At 61.8% G+C, this 15,927-nt stretch carries 12 protein-coding genes; 5 read left to right on the top strand and 7 right to left on the bottom strand.

Going from position 1 to position 15,927, the window contains the following annotated elements; all coding sequences use genetic code 11:
* The first annotated feature begins 150 nt into the window (after nt 1-150).
* Both JZM60_RS01825 and JZM60_RS01830 read left to right on the top strand, forming a co-directional pair.
* Complete coding sequence (locus tag JZM60_RS01825) at nt 151-1,242, top strand: putative NPN-dependent ornithine cyclodeaminase (RefSeq protein ID WP_207163845.1); 1,092 nt, start codon at nt 151-153, stop codon at nt 1,240-1,242.
* A gap of 146 nt (nt 1,243-1,388) precedes the next feature.
* A complete protein-coding gene (locus JZM60_RS01830; protein WP_207163846.1) occupies nt 1,389-2,780 on the top strand; it encodes a rhodanese-like domain-containing protein in 1,392 nt (463 codons plus the stop codon).
* A gap of 213 nt (nt 2,781-2,993) precedes the next feature.
* On the opposite strand, the gene JZM60_RS01835 is transcribed toward JZM60_RS01830, so the two are convergent.
* Both JZM60_RS01835 and JZM60_RS01840 read right to left on the bottom strand, forming a co-directional pair.
* Entirely contained in the window at nt 2,994-3,638 is a 645-nt protein-coding gene (locus JZM60_RS01835) for a hypothetical protein (protein WP_207163847.1), read from the bottom strand.
* Between the two features lie 706 nt (nt 3,639-4,344).
* Nucleotides 4,345-5,364, bottom strand: a complete 1,020-nt coding sequence (locus JZM60_RS01840; protein WP_207163848.1) for a hypothetical protein — start codon at nt 5,362-5,364, stop codon at nt 4,345-4,347.
* Here JZM60_RS01840 and JZM60_RS01845 point away from each other — a divergent pair.
* Nucleotides 5,363-5,533, top strand: coding sequence for a hypothetical protein (locus JZM60_RS01845; RefSeq protein WP_207163849.1), 171 nt, complete (start codon nt 5,363-5,365; stop codon nt 5,531-5,533). The two genes, JZM60_RS01840 and JZM60_RS01845, sit on opposite strands and share 2 nt — an antisense overlap.
* Nucleotides 5,534-5,592: 59 nt before the next feature.
* On the opposite strand, the gene JZM60_RS01850 is transcribed toward JZM60_RS01845, so the two are convergent.
* The 4 genes from JZM60_RS01850 to JZM60_RS01865 all read right to left on the bottom strand — a co-directional run bounded on the left by JZM60_RS01850 (nt 5,593) and on the right by JZM60_RS01865 (nt 7,372).
* Complete coding sequence (locus JZM60_RS01850; protein ID WP_207163850.1) at nt 5,593-6,174, bottom strand: LOG family protein; 582 nt, start codon at nt 6,172-6,174, stop codon at nt 5,593-5,595.
* Nucleotides 6,175-6,176: 2 nt separating this feature from the next.
* Complete coding sequence (locus tag JZM60_RS01855) at nt 6,177-6,542, bottom strand: translation initiation factor Sui1 (protein ID WP_207163851.1); 366 nt, start codon at nt 6,540-6,542, stop codon at nt 6,177-6,179.
* The gene (locus JZM60_RS01860) at nt 6,539-6,781 is read right to left on the bottom strand and encodes a hypothetical protein (protein WP_207163852.1); all 243 of its coding nucleotides are present in this window, start codon (nt 6,779-6,781) and stop codon (nt 6,539-6,541) included. Before JZM60_RS01860 ends, JZM60_RS01855 begins: the two co-directional genes overlap by 4 nt.
* Nucleotides 6,782-6,937: 156 nt before the next feature.
* Nucleotides 6,938-7,372, bottom strand: a complete 435-nt coding sequence (locus JZM60_RS01865; RefSeq protein WP_207163853.1) for a PPC domain-containing DNA-binding protein — start codon at nt 7,370-7,372, stop codon at nt 6,938-6,940.
* Nucleotides 7,373-7,552: 180 nt separating this feature from the next.
* Here JZM60_RS01865 and JZM60_RS01870 point away from each other — a divergent pair, with 180 nt between their 5' ends.
* Both JZM60_RS01870 and JZM60_RS01875 read left to right on the top strand, forming a co-directional pair.
* A complete protein-coding gene (locus tag JZM60_RS01870; protein ID WP_207163854.1) occupies nt 7,553-9,376 on the top strand; it encodes an autotransporter assembly complex protein TamA in 1,824 nt (607 codons plus the stop codon).
* Nucleotides 9,373-13,518 carry a translocation/assembly module TamB domain-containing protein gene (locus tag JZM60_RS01875; protein WP_207163855.1) on the top strand — a complete coding sequence of 1,382 codons (4,146 nt, stop codon included), beginning with the start codon at nt 9,373-9,375 and terminating at the stop codon, nt 13,516-13,518. Before JZM60_RS01870 ends, JZM60_RS01875 begins: the two co-directional genes overlap by 4 nt.
* A gap of 118 nt (nt 13,519-13,636) precedes the next feature.
* On the opposite strand, the gene JZM60_RS01880 is transcribed toward JZM60_RS01875, so the two are convergent.
* Nucleotides 13,637-15,841: a sensor histidine kinase gene (locus JZM60_RS01880; RefSeq protein ID WP_207163856.1), complete on the bottom strand. Its 2,205-nt coding sequence runs from the start codon at nt 15,839-15,841 to the stop codon at nt 13,637-13,639.
* Nucleotides 15,842-15,927 lie beyond the last annotated feature (86 nt).

The following is a 15,927-nucleotide window of genomic DNA, read 5'->3' on the forward strand; positions in this document are numbered from 1 at the left end:
GTAAAGCCATGGCGTCCCCGTGAAATACACTTATTATCGCCTTCCGATCCTTAAACAAACCGACTCAAGGTTTCGGTTTCTCCGTGCTCTCCGTTTCTCCGTGTTATTCAACCGTAGTTTTCGGGTTTTGAATGCCAGCGAGGTACGAACATGCCCCCCTTCCCAACGTATACCCGCCCCGATTTCACCCGCCCCGATCTGGCCGCAGCCCCGCCGGCCCGCACGGAGGCGGCTCCCCGCGACGGAGTCCTCCCTGCCGGTTTCCACGCCACGTCCAACCACCCGGAGTATGTCCACCTCGGCGGCGGGCGGTGGCTTCTTGCGGCAGAGAGCAGGATGGACGCCGTCTTCATCCTTGAAGGAAATACGTTAAGGACCGTGGAGCCCCGGCTGGTGATGGAAGGGGAGCGGGTCGTGGTAGGGCGGACGGAGAACGGCGAGGAAGGGATATTCGTCCACACGACGGGGTTCGACGCCCCGACGGAAACGGCGGAAGACAAGTTCGCCTTCCGGAGCCGCGGCACCAGGGAGACCCCCTTTTCCCGCTCCTATGACGAGCTTTACGACATCCTGCGCCATGACCGGGAAAACGGCCATATCGTCTGGGTCCTGGGACCCGCCGTGGCCTTCGACCGGGACAGCCGCGACGCCATGGCCCGCATCATCGGGGCCGGCTACTGCCACGCCCTTCTGGCCGGCAACGCCCTGGCCACCCATGACCTGGAGGCGGCCCTGTTCCACACCGGCCTCGGCCAGGACATCTACACCCAGGCCCTCCTTCCCCGGGGGCACTACAATCATCTGGACGTCATCAACGAGGTCCTTCGCCACGGCTCCATGGAGCAGGCCATCGCCGGGCTGGGGATACGGGACGGGATCATCCGGGCATGCCTGGAGCGACGGGTTCCGGTGGTCCTGGCAGGCTCCATCCGCGATGACGGGCCGCTCCCCGGCGTCATCACCGACTCCCGCCAGGCCCAGGACGCCATGCGAATCCACGCCCGCCGCGCCACCACCGTCATCGCCCTGGCAACCCAGCTCCACGCCATCGCTGTCGGCAACATGACGCCGGGCTACCGGGTGCTTGACGACGGCACCGTACGGCCGGTTCACTTTTACATTGTCGATATGTCCGAATTCATTGCTGACAAGCTGGCCAACCGTGGCTCGGCCCAGGCCCGGGCCATCCTGACCAACGTGCAGGATTTCATGGTCAACCTCTGGCACAACCTGCGGGGATGAGCCATTCCCTCAAACGCTTTCCTACAGCAGTCAAGGCATAATTGTTGCAGAAAATGTGCGGAAATCGGATCGCAAGCCACGGGGTGTCCTGCCGCCGATCTGAATCGCCCCAGCTCGGCAAATCACAGCGAACAGAGGGAATTGTCATGAACATTCGCACAACCGGAAACACGCTTGCCGTACTGGCTGTCGCCGCGCTGATGGTTGCGCCGGCGGCACAGGCGGCCGACCAGCCGCCACCCGCAAAGACCCGTGACGTCAAGTCCTGCGCCATCTGTCACGCGCCGGAAAACGGGCAGCTGCGGGCATTTTTCGACACTCTGTCCACGAAGTCGCAGTCCATCCAGCTCAAGCTGGACAACGGTCCCGAGGTGGTCAGGTTTAACAGCGGCACACTAAAAGTCCTCAACGGCTCGGCCCCGGACAACGTGGAGAAATCCCTGCGCGGCATCAAAAAGGGGCACGAGGTGCGGGTCGCCTACGTGGAAGGGGCCGACGGCATCAAGAGCATTTCGGAAATCTCCATCAAGCCCCCCATGAAGGTGCCGGCCGAGAAGCAGCTGACCGTCGACGCAATCGAGCGCCTGCTGAAGGGAAAAACGAAGTACACCCTCGTGGATGCCCGTCCTCCCCTCAAGTTCCAGGAAGGGTCCATACCCACCGCCATCAACATCCCGTTCCCGGCGTTCCAGAAGAACCTCGACAAGCTCCCCAAGGACAAGGGAGAACTCCTGGTCTACTTCTGCGCCGGCGTCACCTGAGCGCTCAGCCCCTCCTCCGCCCGTGAGGCGGAGAAACTCGGCTACACCAACGTCAAAATCTTCCACGACGGCATCCCCGAGTGGAACAAGCGCAACTACACCGTCCTGGACCCCAAGGCCCTCAAAGAAGCATGGCTCGACAAGGATCTCTCCTTCGTGCTCCTGGATGTCCGCCCCCCAAAAGACGCCGGGGCCGGTTTCATCAAGGGAGCGGTGAACATTCCGGAAAAGGCCCTCGACAAGGCCCTCAAGACCTTCCCGAACAAAGATCTTAAGCCCCCCATCGTGATTTATGACGCCAAAGGGGACGGCAGCGCCCGAAAAGTGGCCATGAAGCTGGTTGAGGCGGGCTATCCGGGGCCGCGGATTCTGACGGGCGGTTTTGCCGCCTGGAAGGCGGCCGATTACGGGATTGAAACCGGCAAGCCGGCAGCCACAGTGACGTACGCCCCCAAACCGAAACCCGGCACCATCCCGGTGGCCGAGTTCGAGGCCTTTGCCAAGGGGATTCCCCCCACTGTCCAGATTCTTGACGTCCGCACGGCGGAAGAAGCCGAAGACACGGGCATTATCAAGGGCGCCATCAACATCCCGGCCGAAGAAATCATCGCGCGCCTGGCCGAAATCCCCAGGGACAAGGAACTGGTCCTGCACTGCGCCACCGGCGCCCGGGCCGAGATGACCTACACCATATTGAAGGAAAAGGGGTACAAGGTCCGCTTCCTCGACGCCACCATCATCACCGATGATGATGGCACCTTCACGATCAAGAAATAAAAGTGCTAACCGCTTCAGACGCCAACGCCCCGGCAGGAATCCCGTCGGGGCGTTGGCTCTCCAGTATCTAGCAGGCTGTTGAAAAACGTAGCGAGGAGGGCCACATGCAAGGCGCACGGAGCGGAGCACCCGAGACATATCAGTTGGATAGGCGAGGGGGCGAGCACCGCGCAACGCAGCAGATGGCCCCCGCAGTAGTTTTTCAACAGCCTGCTAGAACTTGCTCCGGTCGCCGCCGGATGAACGCTCCAGCTTTTTCTCGCGGACTCGCCGGTCTTCAACCGCTGCCTTTTCTGCCAGTTTGTCATTCACGTACAGGACGACCACCTCTCCACCCATCACTTTCCAGTGCGATTCCATGGTCACCGTGTCGCCGCCCCCCTTCCAGGCGCGACGCTTGACATCACGCACCTTGTCCACCAGCCCCCCGATCAGGTTTTCAGCAGGAAGCTCCCCCTGATCCTTGTATTTACTGTCGAGTTGACGGGCAATGGCGTCGGCCAGCACATCCATGTCCGCCTTTTCCGAAGACAAGGGGAGCATTACCGTCACACGCAGCGTGTGGAGCACCCGGGTCAGGGGCGAAAAGGAAAAGAGTATCTTCGCATCATATCCCATGAGCTTGGTGTCGCATTGGTATTCGACCTTGACGGCCAAATCTTCCGGTTCCTTTTTTGCGAACAGCCCGCCCCCCGACAACTTGACGGCAAGATCCTTCCTTTTCCCGGCTTCAATGACCCGGTCGGTTTTCATGCCCGATTTCCACACGTCAAACACGAAGGCATCGGCCGGTGCAGATGCGATAAGCAGGAGCCCCAACGAAATGATTACGCGTTTGGTTGCTGCCATATGAGTCATATGTTCCCTCCGGATTCGTTGATGGATGCTATGTTACGGCGATTTTGAAGGTTTGCAACAGGGTGAGTGGTGAGTGGATTACCGCTCCACCGGCCTATGCCTATTCATTTACTTGTGTTCAACGGGGTCGGACCAAGCTAACTACCTGTAGCGTCAGCATATTTGGCCCAAAAGAACACATTTTCAACGCTTAGAGCCTCGCTTTTACGTTCAACGGGGTCGGACCAAGCTAACTACCTGTAGCGTCAGCATATTTGGCCCAAAAGAACACATTTTCAACGCTTAGAGCCTCGCTTTTACCGACAAAATCGGCAGTGTAAGACTCCCCCTCCTCCTTCAGGAAACATGACCCGCCCGTTTGCACGTCGAGCTTTCTTCCTCTGGCACGGCATCCAAGTCCGCTTCTTCGCCTCGAATAGCCAATACAACCACCGACGCCGGTCTTAGGCAAATTTGAGAAGGAACGCTTTCTTGCGGCATCGGTGCGTGATGTGCCACACCTGCTCCGGTATGTAGTGCCTGTTCGCTCGCGCCACCTTCTTAAACGCTCAATTTTAGCGGTGAAAAGGTGGTTCTAAGGGGGAAAAGAGTCCCAATATTTGAAGAAAACAACGTTGCATCAATTGCTTAGCTTGGTCCGACCCCGGACAACGCGGACAACGGACAACAAAGAATAGCGGCGGCCTGGTAACAAACAGGACGGAAATTATTTGATCGCTTCGCCCTGGCTCTTGATGGTCAGGATCTGCCTGTCTCCATCCACAGTGGTGATGGAGATCAGGTAGGGCTTGGCATCGCTGGACACCACGAGGTAGTAGTTGCCCGAAGTCAAGCTGCTCACGTAGTCGAGGGCCTTATCTACATCGATAAAGGCGGACAGATCTTTCACAGTCGTGGCGGCTTTGGCGGCACTGACATCGCTTACGGCGAAGATCATGGCGGCGCTGGTGGAGAACATGTACTTCTTGGTCATGTAGTTCATGGACTGGGTACCATAGGGGGTCATAATGGCAGTGCCGCTGTAGATCAGGTCGATCGCATTCGCCACCGTTTCAGTCACACCCTTGGAGGTGTAAATAGCATTGGCATCCAAGTCAAGGGAAGAACCGACAGCTGCAATCGCACCACCCAGCACGAAGGACGTGTCAACCAGAGCGGCGATAGGGGTTACCTTTTCCCAACCACCGATCAGCTTTTGCTTTTCGGCATCTGTCAGCTCTTCGCTACCGGATTCTACGGCAGCGGCGGAGCAAGTAACCGTAAAATTAACAGGTTCGTGTTCGATATCCAAGGTATCGACGGAACCGGTCACAGCACTGATACCCAACACCTTGCCGATCACCCGCACGGTCAGTTCGACCGTTGTTTCGCCATCGGCGCAAATTTCGCCCATGTTGCTCTGGTAAATGGTCGCGTCAAGACCATAAACACCATCGGCAGCAGCACCGTAGTTCAGCTCAAGAAGAGTATTGAGAGAGTTGTCGGATTTGATGTCCTTGACTTCATAGGCGTAGATAGCGCCTTCGATCTGGGTGTTGCCCTTGAACAGCGAAAAAGTCACATCATAGATGTCTTTTTCGGCGGTCATGGTACCGTTAATCTTCCATTTGCCAGCACCGTCGGCATCGACGGTGATCGGCGTGCGGGAGCCACCATCACCACCGCAAGCCACGAGGGAGGCGGCTACGCCAAAAACACTGAGGCCATTAGCAATTTTTTTCATCATGTTTATAGTCTTTCTCCTTGAGGAGAGAAATCCGAAGAGAAATCCGAAGAGAAATCCGAGAAGAGAAATCCGAGAAGAGAAATCCGAGAAGAGAAATCCGAGAAGAGAAATCCGAGAAGAGAAATCCGAAGAGAAATCCGGGACAGATCTATTTTCCTCTAATAAATAAATCTGTCCAGGCTTTCTCTAACACACCAGCAAACCAATTTCCCAAACTTTACGATTGCCTCAACCCCCTCCCAGATCAAGCCACTTTTCCACCACCGGGGCACGGCGAGTACGAAACCGCTCCAGCAGGGCCTCCGGGCTCTCTTCCACGGCAATCATCTCCCGGTGCTCCCCCCTGACGAATCCCTCGGCCACGGTGTGGTCGAGAAACGCGGCCAGCCGGTCGTAGTACCCCGCCACATTCAGGAGGCCGAAGGGCTTCGCGTGGATGCCGAGCTGGGCCCAGGTGACCACTTCGAAGAACTCGTCGAAGGTTCCCATGCCGCCGGGAAGGGCGATGAACCCGTCGGCCAGCTCGGCCATGAGGGCCTTGCGCTCGTGCATGGTCTCCACCACGTGGAGGGCCGAAAGCCCTGCATGGGCGATCTCCTTGGCCTCCAGGGCGCGGGGGATGACGCCGATTACCTCGCCGCCCCCCGCCAGGGCCGCGTCGGCTACGGTCCCCATGAGGCCGACGCTTGCCCCGCCGTAGACGAGGCCGATCCCCTCCCGTGCCAGGAGCCGGCCCAGTGCCGCCGCGGCGTCACGGTAGGCGCCGTTTCTCCCCATACTTGAACCGCAAAAGACGCAGATTCGCTGCATGGCTACCCCCCTGCCCGCTTGACGGTGTAGCCGCGCTTCGCCAGCTCGGCCACCAGAAGATCGGCGTGATCACCCTGGATCTCGATGTTACCGTCTTTCACCGTCCCGCCGGTGCCGCAGCGGCGCTTCAGCTCGCCGGCCAGGGCGGTGATCCCCTCGCTCCCCAAGGGGACACCGGTTATAACAGTCACGGTCTTGCCGCCGCGCCCTTTGGACTCGCGCCGAACCCGGACGATGCCATCCCCTGCCGGACGGGACTGCTGTTTCTTGCAGACGCACCCCGCCAGCGGCTTGCCGCAGCCGGGGCAAACCCGACCATGCTCCGACGACCAGACCAGCGGGGTATCGGAAGAATTCCCTTTTTTCACCGGTCCCTCCCCCTTTCCGCCATCCGCATCGCCAAGTCGCGGCCGATTTTTATGCCCAGAAGCACCAGGGGCCACACATGCCAGACCACATCGAAGATGTCGATGGGGCGCGACAGGGCGCCGTTCATGAGCATGCGCGACTTTTCTACGAGGTGGGGCTCAGGGGCGAAGGGATACGGCGCAAGCCCCAGGACGAGGGCAAACGGGACCAGCAGGGAATAACTCCAGAGATATTTCATCGGCTTTCCTCCAACGGCAATTTTAATAACACGGAGCAACAGAGCACACGGAGAAAACCTTATAATCGATCTCCACAAACACGGCAAAAAACGTAATTCGGGAGAAAATTCCGGCCTTGCACAGTTGCGCCATGTTTCTATTTGTTCAGGTTTTAATCAGACCTTCAGCAGGACCATCCCGGAAGCGGGGTCCAGTTCCCGGCGGGCAGTGGTTCCCGTGATCTCGGTGATGACCGCTTCAAGGACCAGGAAGACTTCGGAGGCTTCGCGGAGGCAGCCCATGCAAACCGCATCGCCCCTGCCGTAGGAGCCGTGGAAATGGACCTTCGGCCGCTCCCCCTCCCAAAAGATGGTGCCGAAGCCTACCGCTTCGTGACTCTCGCTCAGTTGGCGCCAGACCGGCACCGGCGGGAGATGCTCCGTCTCCGGCCCGGCCACGAAGCGTCCTCCCCTGAGCGCCCCCACAAGATTGAAGGATGCGGCGCGGAGCCCCTCGCGGCGGGCAATCTCCTCAAGTCCCGCAAGGACGTCCTCGCCATGGTCGAACCTTGCAATGACAACACGGCCGGCTGTTCCGATCTGATAGTTCATGGGATGTTTCTCCTTCTTCCAGGGATACCCTGACCATGAACGGGACGAAAGCAGTTGTCAAGGGGGTGTCTCACCTTTTGAAGGGCTGTTAAAAGGGGAAACGCGGGGATTGCCTTTCGCTGCATCACTCGGTACACTTTCCCCGTATAACAGACGCAACCATCCGGAACAGGACTATAAATGCCCATCCATTTCCCGATCCATTTCCCGTCCCCCCGCCACCGGACAGGCAGCCAGCTGCCCGGGCTCCTCAGGGGGGTGGTGGCAGCCACGGCAATATTGTGGCTACTTTTCTGCGCCGCTCCCCTCCGGGCCGAGGAACCGGTGGAAGTGGCGATAGAAGGAGTGGAGGACGAGGCTCTGGAAAATGTGGAAAAGGCCCTGGCGCTCCCCCACGGCTTCGTCCGGGACGGGAAGGTTGACGGCAAATGGCTGGAGCGCTTCGCGGGCCAGGCCCAGGAGCGGGTTCGGGCGGCCCTGGAACCTTACGGCTACTATCGCGCCAGGGTCACCACCACCCTGGAGGAAACCGGCGAAGGGAAATACCTGCTTCGGGCCGTCATTCAGCGGGGAAAGCGCGTCAGGATATCGGACGTGCAGGTATCCCTGACCGGCGAGGGGAGCACCAACCCGACCCTGAAGGAGCTTGTCGGCAATTTCCCCCTCAAAACCGGCAGCGCCCTTATCCAGCCCGATTACGAGGAGGCCAAGGGGGTGCTCCGCTCCAAGGCAATGATCCTCGGATACCTGGACGCTGATTTCACCACCCGCGAGATCCGCATCTCCCCCGACCGTACCGAGGCCCGTATCACGCTCGTTCTCGATACGGGGCCCCTCTACCGGTTCGGCGAGGTTACCATCACCGGAGCCCCCAGCTATCCCGACTCCTATCTCCGCCGCCACGTCACCATCAAGCCTGGCCGCGCCTTTTCCTACAACACGCTGGGCGAGACCCAGCTCAACTTCGCCAACACGGAGCGCTTCGACGAGGTGCGCATCACCCCCGAACGGGAACTGGCCAAGGACAACCGGGTGCCGGTAACCATCACCCTCAAGCCCGGCCCGACCCAGCGGCTGCGGCCGGGAATCGGCTACGGCAGCGATACCGGAGCCAGGGGCTCCCTCACCTATCGCCACCTGAACGTTCTGGACCTGGGGCACGAGTTCCACTCGCAGCTGTTCCTCTCGGAACGGCTCCAGGGGATAGCGGCAAGTTATGTCATCCCCTCGGCGCGGGACACCAGAACCTACTCGGCGTTGCAGCTCAACCTCCAGCGAGAGGATGTCAGAACTTACATCAGCCGCCTGGTGGCCCTGGAAGGAAGCGTGAACCGGAGCATGGGGAAGGGGAAGCTCGGCACCGCGTTCCTGAGAGTTCACCAGGAGAGCTTCACCGTTGGAGACGAGGACTCCGCCTCCCTGCTGGTCCTTCCCGGCATCCGCTATTCCGAGCACCGCTTCGACAACCTGGTCCGGCCCACGAAGGGATACCGCTTCATGGTGGAGGGGAGCGGCACCCACCAGTTTATGGGGTCCGATACGGGGCTTGTCCAGGTGCGGGCCGAAGGGAGCGGCATCGTGCCGCTGCCGTGGCGGCTCTCCCTCCTGGGGCGGGTGGCCGGTGGATTGTCATTCCTCAACGACCCCATGGCCGAACTGCCCGCGACGCTGCGGTTTTTCTCCGGCGGCGACCGGAGCGTGCGGGGCTACGCCTATAAATCCCTGGGGCCAAGGAACTCAGCGGGGGATGTGGTCGGCGGCCGCAACCTCCTGGAGGGGAGCATCGAGCTCCAGCGGGCGCTCTTCACGAACTGGGGAGTTTCCCTTTTCTACGATACGGGCAACGCCTTTAACGACCTCTCAAAGATCCGCCTCTACGAGGGAGCTGGGGTGGGCGTCCACTACTACACCCTTATCGGGGCCATCAACCTCTACGTGGCCCGGCAGATCGGCGTCGACAACCCCGATTTCCGGGTGCACCTGACCATCGGGTTCGAACTGTGAAACGCTTTGCCGCCTACCTGATCGCAATCCTGGCTCTGGCGCTGCTGGCCGCCGGCGCGCTCACGGCACGCTGGCTCCTGGGAACACCGGAGGGGGCCAGATGGCTCCTGTCGGCCGTATCGCGGTTCACGCCGCTGACAATTACGGCAAGGGAGCTGGAAGGGAGCGCGGGGCGCGATCTGCGACTTCGGGGGGTTCGGGTGGCATGGCCCCAGGGATATCTTGACGCGGAGCGGCTCCGGCTCCGGTGGCAGCCGCTCCTGCTCCTCTCCGGCACCCTGGCGGTGAAGGAACTTTCCCTTGACGGAGTCTTGATCCAGGACAACTCCCCACCCAGCACCACCGCGCCCGACCTCTCCTGGCCAACCGTCACCGGCATCCCGGCCCGCATGGATGGTTACCTGGACGCCCTCCGCATCACCGGGCTCAGCTACAGGAGCCGCAGCGGGCCGCTCAACAACCTGGGGGATATGGCCGCTACCGTCACCTGGCACGACCGGACCCTTGCCGTCGGCAGGCTTTCCGCAAAAAACGGCTTCGGCACCATAACCGGCCTTGTGACGGCGGGCTTCGAGCGGCCGGCACTCCGGGCCGACCTTGCAGCCGCCCTGACAGATACCGCATCAGGGTTCCGCCGACTTGCCCTCGCTACGCGGCTCACGCCGGCCCGCGCCCCCGAGCAGATGGCCGGCCCCATCACCGTCACCGCCGACGGGGGGAGACGGCCCGCCGCAACCCTCGGTGGTGAAATGGGAATGACCCGCACCGGCTTCACCCTCAAGGGGGTCCGTCTCGCCGAGGCGGGGAGGCGCGGCACCGTCACCGCAGATGGGTCGATCACCCTCACCACCGGCGATCCCGTGGCGAAGTTGCAGGCAAAACTCCAATCCCTCGACATCGAGCCGGAAACCGGAATCGCCACCGACATATCAGGCACCGTCGACCTCGACGGCACCTGGCAGGAGTACCGGGGCCGCTTCAACCTGGCCAACACGGGCAAGGAGTGGCGAAACGCCCGCCTTGCCGCAAACGTGACGGGCACCGGCCGGGGGATGGAGCTCTCGTCCCTGGCCGGAAGCCTTTTGGGTGGACGGGTAAACGGAGGGGTTAAGCTCGGCTGGAGCGAAGGGTTCTCCGTCTCCGGCTCCCTGCGGGGGGACCGCCTTGACCCGAGGCGGCTGTCACCCCAATGGAACGGGATCGTGAACCTGGATCTCAAGGGGGATGTCCGCTGGTCCGGCGCCCCCCTCCCCCAGGGGACGGTGAAGCTCGCCCTGAGAGAAAGCCGCCTGAGGGGATACCCCCTTGCCGGGGTCCTGGATGCCAACTCCGACGGCAACGATGTAACGATCAACGATCTAGCCCTCCACGGCAAAGGGGTTGACCTCGGCGCCAGGGGCACGCTCCGGGAACGGATCGGCTTCGAAGCCGCCATCACCGACCTGGGGGGACTCATCCCCGATACCCGCGGCCGTCTCGCCCTCGATGGATGGACCCGCTACAGAGACAGCCGGTTCGCCGGCGGCATCACCGGTACCGGAAAAGAGCTGGGCGCCGGAGACACTACCGTCGCCGCCCTGGATTTCAACGCCCGCCTTGCCGATGATGCCGACGGCACCCTCGCCGCCGACGCCCGGCTCACAGGACTTGCCGCCGGACAGTTCCGGGCCGACGCCGCCGGCCTCACCGTCTCCGGCACCCTTCCCCGGCACGTCATCGACGGCGAGCTCCGCTCCGGGGGATATTCCGCCGCAGCAAGCCTTGACGGCGGCTATGCCGACGGCAGCTGGCGGGGACGGATAACCGGCCTCACCGCCCGCGATACCGTGGGTGCGTGGCGCCTTACGGCACCGGCAGCGCTTGCCGTCACCCCCGACGCCATCGGCCTGTCGCCCCTCGTTCTTGCCGGCAGCAACGGCGAACGGCTGGAAATCTCGGCGAACCTTGCCCGCGAAACGCTCCAGGGAACCGTCAGGGGAACCTGGCAGGACGTAGACCTTGCCCACGCAGCTCCGTGGCTTTCCCCCGAACTGCATCTTGAAGGGCGTCTTTCAGGCAACGCGACGGCACACCTCCTGCCGGGCAAGCGCCTGGACCTCACCGGGCGCAGCGCCCTCAACTCCGGCGCTCTCCGGTGGACCGGACCCGGAGGGGGAATAACCGCCGGCAACGTCCGGGCAGATATTTCCGCGACCTGGCGCGGCGGGCTTGCGGAAGGAGCGCGCCCCCTCGCCGACGACCGCCTGGTCTTCACCGGAACCGCTGCGGCCCGGGGGGCAATCACCACCGATAAGCAGGAGATTGCCGTTCCGGAGATGACACTCTCCCTCCAGGGGGGACCGGACGGCATGGGAGCGCGGATCGGCCTGCGCATTGCCGGCGGCGGGAGCCTCGACGCCCGCTTCGTATCCCGCGAACCGGCCCGGACCGCCATTCCGGACCAAGGGGAGTTCACCGCATCGTGGCAGGGGCTCGACATGGCCCTGGCGCGCCCCTGGCTCCCGCAAACGGTGGACCTGGAAGGAAACCTCTCCGGAGAAGCCAGGGGGACCATCCTCCCCGGCGCCCGCATCGACGCCGGCGGGACAGCGGCCGTGGGGGAGGGAAGCGTCCGGTGGTACGACGGGATGCGGGAATATACAACCCGCCTGCGCCAAGCCGGCGCATCCTGGGCCTGGCGCGACGGGAGCCTGTCCGGGGACCTTGCCCTGACCCTCGCCGAGTACGGACAGGTGCGGGGGACCTTCCGGCTTCCCCTTCCCGCCCGCATACCCACCGCCATCGATCCCGCGGGGCCGCTCAGCGCTACCCTCGCCGGAGATTTCCGGGAGCGGGGAATCCTCACCGCCCTCTTCCCCGGCCTTGTCCAGGAAAGCCATGGCACGCTCCATCTCGACCTGGGCATCGACGGCACATGGCAGTCGCCCCGGCTCGGCGGCACCTTCGCCCTGGCCGACGCCGGAGCATATCTCCCCCCGGCCGGGGTAAAACTCGAAAAAGTTGCCATGAATGGCCGCCTTTCCGGCAACGAGATCACCATCGAATCGCTGAAAGCAGCCTCGGGCCCCGGAACCCTCACCGCCACGGCGGTAATCGGGCTCGATCAGTGGCGCGTGGCGCGCTACCGGGGAACCGTGGCCGGTGAACGGTTCCAGGCGATCGACGTTCCCGAAATCCGGCTGCTCGCCACCCCGAACCTCACCTTTGAGGGGACGCCGGAGAAGGTTTCGGTGCGGGGCCGGCTCCAGGTCCCCGAACTCCTCGTAACCGCTGCCGGGACGGGAAGCCCCGTCTCGGCCAGCTCTGACGTGGTTCTTGAAGGGGCCCCCCCTCCAAGGGAGACCGAAATTCCCCTTGCCCTCGACATTCGGGTCGGGGTAACGCTGGGCGACCGGGTAATCGTCAAGGCGGCGGGAATCGATGCCCAGCTCGGAGGAAACGTAGACCTGACGATTCTCGGGCCGAACGAGGTCACAAGCACGGGTTCCATAAGGGTTGTGAAGGGGCACTACAGTACTTACGGGGTAAAACTGGAGATTGTCAGGGGACGGGTATTCTACGCCGGAGGCCCCATCGACAGGCCGACCCTCGATTTCCTGGCGGTGCGGACCGAAGGCGACGTGAAGGCGGGAGTAACGGTGAGCGGAACTGCGGACCAGCCGGTAATCAAGCTCTACTCGGAACCGGCAATGCCCGACACGGAGATTCTATCCTACATCGTGCTGGGGCGCCCCATGAGCAGCGGAAACGAAGAAGAAACCGGCCTGCTGATGAAGGCGGCAGGGGCGCTTCTGTCGGCCGGGCAGTCCGTGGCCCTCCAGGACCAGGTAAAACAGCGGGTCGGCATCGACGTGCTCGACTTCTCCGCTGCCCGCGGCACGTCATACGGAGGGTACCGCAAGATCGACGTTACGCCGAACGGAACGGCAACTGGCACGGCAACGCCGACGGGAATCGACGAGACAATGGTGACGGTCGGGAAATACCTGACCCCCGACCTCTACCTGAGCTACGGGCGCTCTCTTTTCAGCGAGCGGAACCAGGTCGTGCTGCGCTACCGGCTGACTAGGCGGCTGGAAATCGAAACCCAGGCAGGCGCCGAACTGGGGGCGGACCTCACCTACCGGATCGACTTCGATTAACCGCTAAAGATCTGCATAACACTGAGAAACGGAGAACACGGAGAAAGAACAGGCGACCGACTTCCCTCAGGCTTTCTCCGTGCCCTCTGTGCCTCCGTGGTGAAATGCTTATCGTGTTTTATTCAGAGGCAACCGTAAAGAAGAACGTCGCACCCTTTCCCGGTTCGCCTTCGGCCCATATCCGGCCGCCATGGCGCTCGATGATCCGCTGCACCGTGGCAAGCCCGATGCCGGTCCCCTCGAACCCCTCGTTGATGTGGAGCCGATGGAAGGGGAGGAAGAGCTTGTTCGCATACTGCATGTCGAACCCCACCCCGTTGTCCCCCACGAAAAACACCTTTCTCCCCTCTTGAATGCGGGAGCCCACCTCGATTCGAGCAGCCGGATTGCGGGAACAGAACTTCCAGGCATTGTGGATGAGGTTGGTCAGTGCCGCCCCCAGCAGGGAGGGATCGCCCGTTGTCCGCAGGTCCGGCTCGATGACGAACTCCACCTTCCGCTCCGGCTGGCCCAGGGCGAGGTCATCGGCAATCTCCCGGGCCATGACGCTAAGGTCCACGGGCTGGCGGCACACTTCGTCGCGGTTGACGCGGGACAACTCCAGCAGGTCGTCGATCAGCTCTCCCATGCGGTTGGCTGCGGCGGCTATCCGCCGGAGGTTTTCCATCCCGTTCTCATCGAGGCGGTCGGCGTAATCCTGCTGGAGGATGGCGCTGAACCCGTTGATCCCCCGGAGAGGGGTGCGGAGATCATGGGATACCGTGTAGCAAAAAGTCTCCATCTCCCTCACCGACTGCTGAAGCTCCACCGTCCGCTCCCGGACCCTTTGCTCCAGCTCGGCATTGAGGGTCCGGATTTCTTCCTCCGCCCGCTTGCGCTCGGTGACATCCCGCACAAGCACGATGCTGGCGACGATCTCCCCCCCGGCATCCTTCAGCGGAGAAGCGGAAACCTCCACAAACCTGTCCCCATCCTCCAGGGGTATCCGGTTTTCCTGGGTGTGGACCATGCCGTCCGCGAAACACCGCGCCACCGGGCACTCATCGCAGGCATGGTCGCTGTGGAGGTAGACCTCGTAGCAGAAACGCCCCACATGGTCGCCACCGGTTATCATTTTATGCTTTTCATTCTGGTACAGAACCCGGAAGTTCCGGTCCTGGATGCTGAGCCCATCCCCCAGGGCGGCGATGATGGCTTCGGACTTCGCCCTTTCCTCTTCGGCCCGCGCAACGGCGTGCTGCAGGGATTCCCGCTTTTGCCTAAGCCCCTCCATCATGGTGTTGAATGCCGTGGCGAGGGTGCCTATCTCATCGTGGGACTCCACGGGCACCGGTGTCCGCCCATCGGAGCTGTTGGTCAATGCCTTGATATGGCCGGTGAGGCGCGAAAGCGGCAGAATCAGCCGCTGCATGGCATACCAGCTCACCAGGAGCATCAGGACGATACCCAGCACTAAGGCAGTTACAAAATACGTGCGGGCCCGGTTGAGGGAAGCATATGCCTCCTCAAGGGGGTAGACCGCCGTGAGGAGCCAGTTCACGGAACGCAGGTGCTTGTAGGAAGCCAGAACGGGAACCCCACTGGAGTTCACCGTCTCGCCGCTCCCCTCGAAGCCGGCCATGGCCCGGTCGAAAAGCGGGTTGCTCCCTGACGTGACCACTTGCATGATGAGTGACTTGTCAGGGTGCACGAGCCGTCTCCGGTTCCCGTCAACCAGCACTGCATATCCGCTTTTGCCGATATGCATGTTCCCGACGTCCGTCAGGAAATTTTCGCCAAGCAGATCGGCATGGCCGGCAAGGATGGCCGTCAGCCGGCCATTGGCGTCAAACAACGGATAGGTCAGCATGACCGCCGGATGGCCCGGCGCGTAGGTTGAGACGAAGGGAGCGCTTATCTGAGGCTTGCCGGTTGCAACGGTTTTCTTGAAATACTCGCGGTAGGAATAATCATGCCCCCTGATTTCGAGCTTCCGGGGGCTTTCAATTAGCATCTTTCCGTCGGGAGTGAAGACGAAAAGGGCGTCAAACAGAAGATGCAGGGTGGTCTTGCCGTCAAGGACTTCCTGGAGATCATCCTCATTCCGGAGCACATCCCGCGTCAGTTTCGGGGCAAACGCCTGAAGCGACTTCTGGGCAAAGAGGAGTTTTTTGTCCAGGTCGTCGGCAATGGATGAAAGGAGCGCCTCCTGGTGAGTCGAAATGCTTTCCTTGAATTGCCGCTGAAAATAGCTGAGAGCAAATAAACCGGCCACCAAGCCGAAACAGAGGAACAACAAGGCAACCCCTATTGCCATGCGGGCTTTGAGACTGAGTTGCGTCATGCGGGGACCCCTGCTGTCAGGCTTGTGGTTATATGATTATTGCCGCCAAATCGATTCCTATGCTTTTTTTATACCACATAGTTCAG

It is taken from the genome of Geobacter benzoatilyticus (assembly GCF_017338855.1).
Lineage (GTDB): Bacteria > Desulfobacterota > Desulfuromonadia > Geobacterales > Geobacteraceae > Geobacter > Geobacter benzoatilyticus.

Bases quoted from the DNA above. Each gene is read 5' to 3' on its own strand.
- JZM60_RS01825 (WP_207163845.1), top strand. From the start codon at position 151: ATGCCCCCCTTCCCAACGTATACCCGCCCCGATTTCACCCGCCCCGAT.
- JZM60_RS01835 (WP_207163847.1), bottom strand. From the start codon at position 3,638: ATGACTCATATGGCAGCAACCAAACGCGTAATCATTTCGTTGGGGCTC.
- JZM60_RS01845 (WP_207163849.1), top strand. From the start codon at position 5,363: ATGTTTATAGTCTTTCTCCTTGAGGAGAGAAATCCGAAGAGAAATCCG.
- JZM60_RS01840 (WP_207163848.1), bottom strand. From the start codon at position 5,364: ATGATGAAAAAAATTGCTAATGGCCTCAGTGTTTTTGGCGTAGCCGCC.
- JZM60_RS01850 (WP_207163850.1), bottom strand. From the start codon at position 6,174: ATGCAGCGAATCTGCGTCTTTTGCGGTTCAAGTATGGGGAGAAACGGC.
- JZM60_RS01860 (WP_207163852.1), bottom strand. From the start codon at position 6,781: ATGAAATATCTCTGGAGTTATTCCCTGCTGGTCCCGTTTGCCCTCGTC.
- JZM60_RS01865 (WP_207163853.1), bottom strand. From the start codon at position 7,372: ATGAACTATCAGATCGGAACAGCCGGCCGTGTTGTCATTGCAAGGTTC.
- JZM60_RS01870 (WP_207163854.1), top strand. From the start codon at position 7,553: ATGCCCATCCATTTCCCGATCCATTTCCCGTCCCCCCGCCACCGGACA.
- JZM60_RS01880 (WP_207163856.1), bottom strand. From the start codon at position 15,841: ATGACGCAACTCAGTCTCAAAGCCCGCATGGCAATAGGGGTTGCCTTG.